This is a genomic window from Paenibacillus sp. CECT 9249 (assembly GCF_918697855.1).
Lineage (GTDB): Bacteria > Bacillota > Bacilli > Paenibacillales > Paenibacillaceae > MSJ-34.
This window is the reverse complement of the sequence record NZ_CAKKLI010000029.1, coordinates 50,613-60,082: the sequence shown is the minus strand read 5'-3', so window position 1 is coordinate 60,082 and position 9,470 is coordinate 50,613. Positions and strand designations below refer to the sequence as shown.

Sequence of the window (9,470 nt, the reverse complement as noted above, 5' to 3'; positions counted from 1 at the left end):
TGTGGTAGACTTCACCTAAAAGGTGCTCCTCTCTTTGGGTGTAGTGTTCTCGACAAACACCATTCTACCAAAGATTTGGGCACTTTTTTATGTTTTCAATGAACGGTACTTTCGAAATTTAGGTTTAACTTTTATATTTAAGAAACATGCAGGGAAAAGCCTTGGCAAGTATATTACGGAAATCAGATTTGAAAAGGCGAAATATTTGTTGGAAAACACGAATATGAAATCGTCCGAAATCGGCAAATACGTAGGATATCCCAATCCGTCGTATTTTACGATGATGTTTCGAAACCGTTACGGATGTACGCCGGTACAATATCGTGAAAGGATGAAATAAAATATGAGCGTCTTTCATTACTTTCGCGATTTAACAATACGCCAAAAATTAGTCATTTCCTATCTGATCGTCATTATCGTTCCGATGCTTTTTTTGGGATGGTATGCGTATCAAAGCATCAAAAGCAATATGGAGCAGCAGATGCTGGGCAGTATGGAAACTTCCATGCATCAAGTGGCAACCGAAATTGGTTATCGTCTTGAAAGGCAAGAGAAAGTCATTAAACCGATCGTCTTTCATCCTTCCCTGAACGAGGCGATTTCGGACGAGGCAGATATCGCTACCCTTGCTCGAACGATGAACGATCGAATCGAGCCGATTATTACGACCAATTTGTATTTTAACGGGGATATTAAGAAAATGATGATTTATGCGGAGAATCTCAAAAAATCGTACGGAAATTTTATTTCCGACGCATCAAGCATCAAAAAAGAGACATGGTACGAGCAAACAAAACGGGCGGACGGGACCCATTGGTGGTTTAACAATAATAAATTATTCGTGACGAGGAAAATCAATAATACATTTACCGGACAAATGATCGGGATTTTTTATATGGAATTGAATGACGAGAAAACAATATTGGAAGTATTGAATAAATTGAACGCCGATCATTTCGTGATGATTTCCGATCGCGACCGCCCCTTGTTCGCATCCGAGAAACGCGACGACCTGTTATCGTATATCAACGGAACGATCGATAATTCCAAAATTTTCGTCAACGGAGAGCCTTATTACGCTTTAAGCGAAAATATTCCTTTTACTACATGGATCTTGCATTATTATGTTCCGGGTTCGGACATCCGTTTGGAAGCAGCGAAGATGATAAACGCTACAGCTGTCGTCGTGTTGTTTTGCGTGCTGATATTAACGTTCATTCTCTTCTTGTTCCAACAAACATTGCTGAAAGGGATCTATAAACTTAATAAAAAGATGAAACTCGTCGGGGAAGGCAATATGAATGTTTCCATTCCGATCGAATCGAAGGATGAAATCGGCCAGCTTTCCCTCCGTTTCGATCAAATGCTGCATAAAATAAACCAGCTTATTTTCGACGTGTATCAAGCCCAAATTCGCCGGAGAGAGGCTGAACTGCATGCACTGCAGTCTCAAATCAACCCTCATTTTCTGTATAACGCATTCTCTCATATTAATTCTCATGCCTTGCTGCTGGATTCCCAATACATTAGCAGCATCGTCACCCAACTCTCGAATTTTTACCGCACGGCGCTCAATCAAGGACAGAACACGATCTCGATCAGGGATGAAATCGTGAATATCAAAGCATATATCGATATACTGTTCAAGATGCATAGCGGCAGTTTCGATGTCATCTACGATTTGTCCGACGAATTATTTCACTATGACATGATCAATTTGATATTGCAGCCGATTGTCGAGAACGCCATCGAACACGGAATCGATCAAAAGCGAAACGGCAGAGGCAGTCTGATCGTGCGCGGAAAGGTTTACGAAGAAGAAATCGTCTTTACCGTAGAGGATAACGGGCCCGGTTTCAACCCGGAGAAGTTTGAGGAAAGCGTACGCGGAACAAACAAAGGGTACGGGTTGAAAAACGTGCAAGAGAGGATCGAACTTTTCTTCGGCCCGCAATACGGAATCTCGAGAGAGCGGAGCGGGAACGAAGGAACAACCATTCGCATCAACATCCCGAAATATCGTCGAGAAGAAAACATCGAAAACTGATATTTTTCTAAAAAACGTTATATATCGCCGTTTCTGCGGTCATTGTATAGTTGAACTATAGCTGACTCAGCTACCGGCGAACGGTTCGCCTCAATAAAAAGGGGGTACGATATGAGAAAAGGATTTCTATTGCTAATATCGCTAATGTTCATTTTAACGTTTGCTCTGGCAGGATGCGGATCGAAACAAGATGAGAGCGCCGGAGGGAAAACGGCCGGAACGGAAGAGGTGCAAAGCGCCAAAAGCAACGGCGAGAAAGTGAAAGTTCGTTTGTCATATTGGAATAATGAGGATAGCGTCAAAACGCTGTTACAGCTTGCGAAGGAAAAATTGCCGCATATCGACCTGGAGTATCAGTTCGTCGATATCAAGCAATATGACGAAGTCATTAAGACGCAGCTTGCAGCGGGGGAAGGACCGGATATCATTGGCGGCCTGATCAACGACAACACGGTCAAGCTGGGATATTTCGAGGATTTGACGGAGAGATATGCGGATAAATATCAAGAAACAGGCACGGCAACGTATACAATCGAAGGGAAATTATACGGTTTGCCGCAAGGAAGCTGGTTTAACGGCATGTTCTACAATGTCGACTTGTTCAAGCAATACAGTCTGGAAGTGCCTACGAATTTGGACAAGTATTATCAGGTTAGCGAAGTCTTCCTGAAAAACGGCATCAAGCCGCAGGCGATCGGGCTGAAAAACCCGCTTGTTGCCGCTCAATCGTTCATTGCACTCGCCGTTAACGATTATATGGGAACGCCGGAAGGGAAAGATTTCAACGAAAAGTTTAAAAACGGCGAAGCCAAGATGGCGGATGTGCTCGTTCCGGTGTTGGAGAAATGGAAGAGCAATATGGATAAAGGAATTTTCACCGAAGATATGCTGGGATTGGAAGAAGAGCAAGCGATCGACGAGTTTACAAGCGGCAAAGCTGCGATGTTCCAATCCGGGCCTTGGTATATGGAAACATTTAAGCAGAAAGCTCCTGACATGAACATCGATATGTTCCCGAACTTGGGAACAAGCGATCCGATCGGATGGATGGTCGGCGGCCCGGGCGTGTCGTTCGGAGTCAATGCGAAATCGAAGAACAAAGAAGCCGTGTACGAAATTTTGGATTTGCTTTCTTCTCCGGAAGGACAGCAAGCGTATTGGGAAGACAACAAAGGCGTTTCCTCCTATGTGAAGGGCGTGCAATTCGAAATGCCGAAAGAATACGATAGCGCTCAAGAGGCGTTTAAGGCCGGGCATATCATGTTTCCGCCCGACAGTTGGGGAATCGGACGCGATGTTACGTTTGCCGAACTTGGCAAGCAATTGCAAGAAGTGCTCATTTCCGGCAAAGAGCCGAAAGCCGCTCTAGAGGCGACAGACAAGAAACAAGCGGAACTGCTTGCAAAATCGAAATAAGGGGCGGCAGCCCCTTTTTTTTCAAAAAACGGAGCAAAGGCTGATTTATCATGAAAATCATATCCCGGAGCTGGCGCAGGGAGTTTAGTTATATTCTTTTCGTTGTACCGGCGCTTGTTATTTACTGTATTTTTTTCGCAACTCCTACAATCAACACGTTTTGGTACAGCTTTACGAACTGGTCGGACGTGAATCCGGTGCACGTGAAATTTGTCGGCTGGGACAACTATAAAGTAATATTTCAAGATTCGTTATATTTGACAGGGATTAAAAATACGTTGATCTACGCCGTGATGACTACGCTGATCGTAAGCGTGCTTGCTGTTCCGTTGGCTGTTGTACTGAATAAGAAATTGATTACAAGAAACGTCCTCAGATCCGTATTTTTTTTGCCTGCGGTTTTCAGCGTTCTCGTCATCGGTTTTTTGTGGAATTACATGTACTCTACGTCCGATTTCGGTCTGATCAATAAGGCTTTGGAATGGGTAGGGTTGAAGAGGGTTAATTTCTTGGGCGATCCCAAGCTCGCTCTCTATTCCGTTATTTTCACCCAAATATGGCAATGGGTCGGCTACAATATGGTCATCATATTGGCCAATATGCAGAGCATCCCGCAAGATTATTACGAAGCCGCAACGATCGACGGCGCAAACGGCTTTCAATCTTTTCGGTTTATTACTTTGCCGCTGCTGCTGCCTTCCATCACATTCATTACGGTGACAGGCATGATTAACGGAATGAAAGTGTTCGATATCATTTATTCCCTTACATCCGGCGGTCCCGGTTATGCTACGGAGACGATTATATCGTTAATGATCAAGAAGGGAATTACGGAAGGATTTTATAGTTATGGGGCGGCATTCGGCATGGTTTTCGTATGTATCGTCGGCATCATAACTTTTATTCAGATGAAATTGATTAGCAGGTGGGATCATCAATGACGGACTCGACTTTGATCAAAAGCTCCACAAGACGGAAGTTGAATCTTATCGTATGGGAAATCGTCATGCTGGCGGTCGCGGCGGTATTCATCATTCCTATATATTACTTGTTCGTGACTACATTTAAAGCGCCGGCGGAAGCGGTCGCCTACCCATTATCTCTACCGAAGGAATGGACATTGTCCCACTATGCAAGAGTGTTCGAGAAAATGAATTATTGGGGCGCTTTAAAAAACAATCTGATCATCACCGTCGCGGCGGTGTCCGGGATTATCGTGACAGGATCGATGGCGGCGTACAGCTTTTCGAGAAGAAAGCATAAAGCGTATAACCTTGTATTCGTTTTTTTTCTGGTCGGGATGATGGTGCCGTATCAAATGGGAATCTTGGCTCTATACCGCCTCGTAACCGGGATGGGGCTAATGAATACGTTGATTGGCGTTATTTTAATCATGATCTGTTACAATCTTCCGCTTTCCATTTTTTTGTTTACATCGTTCATCAGTTCGACCGTGCCGCATGAATTGGAAGAAGCGGCATGGATCGACGGTTGCGGCGTCTTGAAAACTTTTTTCTCGATTGTTTTTCCGTTGCTGAAGCCGATTGTGGCGACGGTTGCGATTTTAACCGCCCTGAATACGTGGAACGATTTTATGACTCCGTTATTGTTTCTGCAATCGCGAAGCAATTCCGTACTGCTGCTGGAATTGTTCCGCAATATCGGGCAATTCTCGATCGATTGGACGAATTTCTTTCCAATGATGTTTCTGGCGATTTTGCCGCTCTTGCTATTTTATATTTTCATGCAACGATATATTATCGACGGAATTACTGCCGGATCGGTGAAGGGATAGGTGAGCGGCGTGCGAATTGTAAAAAAAGATTATACCGTGCTGCTTCGAGCCGATGGAACCATGGCCGAATTATCGGATCGGCCGAACCCGACGGCGAACTGGATTTCATCCCATTCATCATCCAGATTCGGCGCGCCTTTTGTTAACGGGTCACAGTTGAATGAAACATTCGTCCAATGCAAAGAAGCGCACATTTGGCCGGTTCGCCCGACGATATGGGAAGCATGCAAGCATCGCATCCCGTTTCCGGGGAGACCCGAGGAAGAAGCGTCCCGGGAAAACACGGCCGAAGACGAGCGATCGGTTTCCGAACTGTACCGTTTTGCGTCGAAGTCGGGGAGAACGTCAGTCTCCTATCGTTTTGCCGACGATCATATCGAGATGACGGCTATGCTGCCGGACGAATGCGGACCCAGAGCGGGGATGGAGCTGGATTTTCACTTTATCGACATGCCGACAGGGGATCATTGGACGAACCAAGTCGCGTTGAACACGATATATACCGATGAACGGCAACAGTACGCTTATTTTATTTTCCAACGGCCTTCGGGAGGATTTTTATGTTTGGCCGTGGACGGCCCGTTTGCCGCGTGGAGGGCCAAGTACAACAACAGCGGCCATAAAATGACCGGTATGCAGCTATTGTCGCTGGCCGACGATTTGCTTATTACGGACGAACGGAAATTGAATCGGGTACATACGATGCGGATCAAGATCGCGTTCGCCGAAACGTTGGAACAGGCATATCTAAACATTTGCAAGTTGCTTGGCATCGGCATGGCGCAATTCGCCGTATCCGGGGGTATACGGCAGTCTGTCGTCCCAATTCGAGTAGTCGGGCACGCCGATCGATTGCGAATATTCGATCCGGAAGGCAAAAGCGAGGAAGCGGAATTTGCAGGAGATGCGCATTCATTGGCATTAAACAAAATCGGCGAATATCGTTTGAGCGCAATCTCCCCAAATGGCCGCGTCCATGTGAGCCGAATGTTATGCCACGATGCCTGGGATAAGCAATTCGATCTTATCAACCGTTTCTATAGCAAATATTTTCAGTTGGAAAGCGGAGCGTTCGCGCGAGTGATATGGAAGGATACGTTAAGTCCGAAGCAGGGGCGGACATTCGGCGGGGAGGCTTTCGGCGATGCGGAAGAGCAAGTTTCTTGCCGAACCGGCGAATTCGGCGGTTTTGCGGGATGGGCTATCTTGAAAAATTTGCTGTGGTTCGGTTCCAAATCGGAATTTCATGCGTTGTTCCGCGATTCCGTCGATCGCTATATCCGTGGGTGGGCGCTGAATGAAAACCGGCCGGATCGTCCGAACTACGGCACAATAAGCAAGAAGCCGGTCAGCATGTTCGGCATAAATTATAGCGCATATCACCTGTTTCAAGAATATAATTACCCGCAATACGAGACATGGCTGATCGGCCAACTGATCGATTATTACGAATTGTCGGGAGATCGAAACATACTTAACGACTTGATCGGGCTTGGCAAGCATTATATCGCCGACCATATCGATCCCGCAACGGGAATGGCGGTTTGCCAAAACGAACGGTACGGCGAGAAAGTCGATTACACAACGGTTGACGTACCGTTAGTACATTTGACGAAATTAGGCAAGCTGCTGCAACGGGAAGGTCACCCGGACAGCGATCTGTTTCTGCAGGCTGCCTTGCGAATGGCATATCATTTGTCGGGACGCGGCCTGGAATTTCCAACGGAAGGCGATCCGTGCACGGAAGAAGCTTCCATGGCCTGTACGGCGCTGTCGTTGCTATACGCGTATCATGAGTTGGAAGCGAACGAAACGTTTCTGCGGCAAGGCGCCGACTTGCTGGAATTTCATGACGCCCTCGAAATGAAAGGATTCGATTGCCGTATGACGGGTTCCACCTTGCGTTATTGGGAGACCCAATACGAAACTCGCGACTGGGGGCCTTCCATTAATGCGGGACACGGCTGGGCGATTTGGACCGCCGAAGCGAAACTTCTGCTATTTTTGGCGACCGCGGAGATGAAGTGGATGGTAGAAGCTTGTAACGCTTTTGTGGCGAATATGCGCAAAGTAGAGGAGAACGGCGGCATGACCTGTTCCTTCGCGCCCGATATGATCCCGGCCACGCCTCATATGCCGTACGAACGATCGGAGTCGGAGGAGCCCGACTTGCTGGCGACTTCGATTCCGCTGGCTAACGGATATCCGGCGAAAACCTATTCTGCGAGCGGCAACTATTATTTAATCAAGGCCGCCGAATACTGGAATCGTATAAGCGGCTTGAAGATGGAAGAGGGAATCGCGATAAACGGACGTTACACGGCTGACGGTATCTTTGAGAGCTTGGGCGACCGGTTCGATATATTAGGCTTGTCCCGGACGCCTCATGTTCCGTTATACGTTCGGGTGCGGCCGGGGCGAATCTTGACGATCATGTTCGAAAGCAAGGACAGGGAAGTCCAAATTACGGGAGGAACGATCGTAGATAGCGGACCTTCCAAAATAGTTGTCCTACCGGATAGCGACGTCTTGACGATTCAATAACTTGCGCATTCATGCGGATTGAAAAGAAATCATTCCCACTTTCACAGTCAATGTGATATAATGTCGATTAATAAGACTCTTGTAAATAGTCTCATTTACAGGGGTCTTATTTTACTGTGAAAATGGGATTTTACAAAAAAGGAGGATGAAAACATGGCAAGGACGAAGGAAATCATTATTCCCGAAAATCCGGTATCCCGCTTTTTGTTCAGCAGCACGAGTTCGGCGTGGATTTGGCTCATTATCCGTTTATATGTCGGGTATGCCTGGATTACCGCGGGATACGGCAAGCTGACGTCGGAAGCCTGGACGGGAGCGAAAGCCGGGGCGGCCATCGAAGGCTTTGTCAAAGGCGCTTTGGCCAAAGCGGAGGAAGGAAAGGACGTGACGGGCTGGTACGCCTGGTTTCTGGAGAATGCGGTATTGCCGAACGCCAAAGTATTCGCGTATATGGTCGCGATCGGCGAAGTGTTGGTCGGGCTTGGCTTAATTCTCGGCTTGTTGACGGGGATCGCCGCGTTTTTCGGCGGAGTGATGAACGCCAGCTTTCTGTTCGCGGGAACGGTAAGCACGAATCCGCTGCTCTTTATTTTGGCCACTTGGCTTGTATTGGCATGGAAAGTCGCAGGCTGGTACGGCCTGGATCGTTGGGCGCTGCCATTTCTCGGCACGCCGTGGTCCAGAAACAAAAAAACGGATCCCAAGGTGGAAGTTTAAACTGGAGGTGGAAGCTTAAGCTTCCACCTTCATACTTTGCAATCGAATGGCGATTTGCCTTGCATCGATTTGCGATGCTCTGTCGGCGGCACGCCGAACCATTTCTTGTATTGCTTGGAGAAATAGAGCGCGTCCGCAAATCCGACGGAAGTGGCGATCTGATCGATCGTCAGGCGGCCGGCGAGCAACTGCTTCGCCCGTTCCATCCGGATTTTGAGCAAAAATTGCGTTGGCGCCATGCCGGTATATTCTTTGAACATTTTCGAGAAATAGATCCGGTGGTACCCCAGCGATTGCGACATATCCTCGATTGAAATCGGCTGCGAGTACTGCAGCGTCATCCAACGGATCGCCTGTTTGATCTGCCGGGTAATTTCCGGTTCGTTCTCGTGCGCGTCGTTTTCCCCCGCCGCCCGGTTGTGGCGGGCGAATTCCGCCAGCAACAGGTCTATATATCCTCTGGCCTGCAAATTGCTGAAAGCGCCGCCGTTACGGAACACTTGTTGGACCAGCCGGAACAGCGTCGGGATTCGTTTGCGGGGCTGCGTGCGAACGACCGGCCGATGCGCGGATATGTTAAGCGAGCTAAGCAACGTCTCCGCTCCCTGGCCTTTGCAGCCGATCCAGCAATAGCGCCACGGCTCCGCCTGATCCGCTTCATACATATATAACTCGCCGGGAAAAATGAAGAAGCTGTCTCCGGCCCCGAGCGCATACTCCTTGCCCATGATTTTGAAGATGCCGCTGCCGGAAATGACGTAATGCACCAGCAAGTAGTCCAGCACGGCCGGCCCTGCCCGATGGCCGGGCTCCGTCTGCGATTCGCCGCCGAACAAGACGATGAAATCGTCTTTGGACGGATAGGGATTAATGGCAACGCGATGAAATTTTAACGGTTCCTGCATGGCGACCCGCCTCCTTGTACGATATCGGCTGTTTTCTCTCAAGATT

General features: G+C 47.9%; 8 protein-coding genes. 7 read left to right on the top strand and 1 reads right to left on the bottom strand.

The features are described from left to right. Window positions 1-22: 22 nt before the first annotated feature. The 7 genes from LQ229_RS18570 (at window position 23) to LQ229_RS18540 (ending at window position 8,519) form a co-directional block, all read left to right on the top strand. Complete coding sequence (locus LQ229_RS18570; protein ID WP_356711278.1) at window positions 23-340, top strand: AraC family transcriptional regulator; 318 nt, start codon at window positions 23-25, stop codon at window positions 338-340. Window positions 341-343: 3 nt separating this feature from the next. Beyond that, window positions 344-2,047, top strand: coding sequence for a sensor histidine kinase (locus LQ229_RS18565; RefSeq protein WP_230192520.1), 1,704 nt, complete (start codon window positions 344-346; stop codon window positions 2,045-2,047). Between the two features lie 111 nt (window positions 2,048-2,158). Further along, a complete protein-coding gene (locus LQ229_RS18560; protein WP_216541389.1) occupies window positions 2,159-3,463 on the top strand; it encodes an extracellular solute-binding protein in 1,305 nt (434 codons plus the stop codon). Between the two features lie 50 nt (window positions 3,464-3,513). After that, window positions 3,514-4,404, top strand: a complete 891-nt coding sequence (locus tag LQ229_RS18555) for a sugar ABC transporter permease (RefSeq protein ID WP_216541390.1) — start codon at window positions 3,514-3,516, stop codon at window positions 4,402-4,404. Next, on the top strand, window positions 4,401-5,258 hold the full coding sequence (locus LQ229_RS18550; RefSeq protein WP_216541391.1) for a carbohydrate ABC transporter permease: 858 nt from the start codon (window positions 4,401-4,403) through the stop codon (window positions 5,256-5,258). The genes LQ229_RS18555 and LQ229_RS18550 overlap by 4 nt, the downstream gene beginning before the upstream one ends. A 9-nt stretch (window positions 5,259-5,267) precedes the next feature. Next, on the top strand, window positions 5,268-7,802 hold the full coding sequence (locus LQ229_RS18545) for a hypothetical protein (RefSeq protein WP_216541392.1): 2,535 nt from the start codon (window positions 5,268-5,270) through the stop codon (window positions 7,800-7,802). Window positions 7,803-7,955: 153 nt separating this feature from the next. After that, a complete protein-coding gene (locus tag LQ229_RS18540; protein ID WP_216539650.1) occupies window positions 7,956-8,519 on the top strand; it encodes a DoxX family membrane protein in 564 nt (187 codons plus the stop codon). A 29-nt stretch (window positions 8,520-8,548) separates the two neighbouring features. On the opposite strand, the gene LQ229_RS18535 is transcribed toward LQ229_RS18540, so the two are convergent. After that, complete coding sequence (locus LQ229_RS18535) at window positions 8,549-9,424, bottom strand: AraC family transcriptional regulator (protein ID WP_216539651.1); 876 nt, start codon at window positions 9,422-9,424, stop codon at window positions 8,549-8,551. Between the last annotated feature and the right edge of the window lie 46 nt (window positions 9,425-9,470).